Origin of the sequence: Leucobacter sp. M11, assembly GCF_035726885.1 — a bacterium.
In the GTDB taxonomy this organism is placed as follows: domain Bacteria; phylum Actinomycetota; class Actinomycetes; order Actinomycetales; family Microbacteriaceae; genus JAPFRB01.
Genome location: NZ_JAPFRB010000007.1, coordinates 44,388 through 44,617 on the forward strand (window position 1 = coordinate 44,388; position 230 = coordinate 44,617).

Annotated in this window: 1 pseudogene; it reads left to right on the top strand. The window is 74.3% G+C overall.

Annotated features, from left to right (window positions below):
• Positions 1-230 (top strand): annotated as a pseudogene (locus tag OOT08_RS18105) (glycerol-3-phosphate dehydrogenase/oxidase); the annotation flags it as partial.

The window sequence follows — 230 nt, forward strand, 5'->3', positions numbered from 1 at the left end:
GGACCGGGACTTCCTGCTCGGCATCCTGAACCAGCACCTGGCGGAGCCGATCCGCGCGGAGGACGTCGCCGCGAGCTTCTCGGGCCTGCGCCCCCTCGTCGGGGTGGCGGGCGGCTCGACCGCGGACGCCTCCCGCACCCACCTCATCGTGGACGAGCCCGGCGCGCCGATCTCCGTGGTCGGCGGCAAGCTCACGGTGTACCGACGGATGGCGGAGGACGCGGTGGACG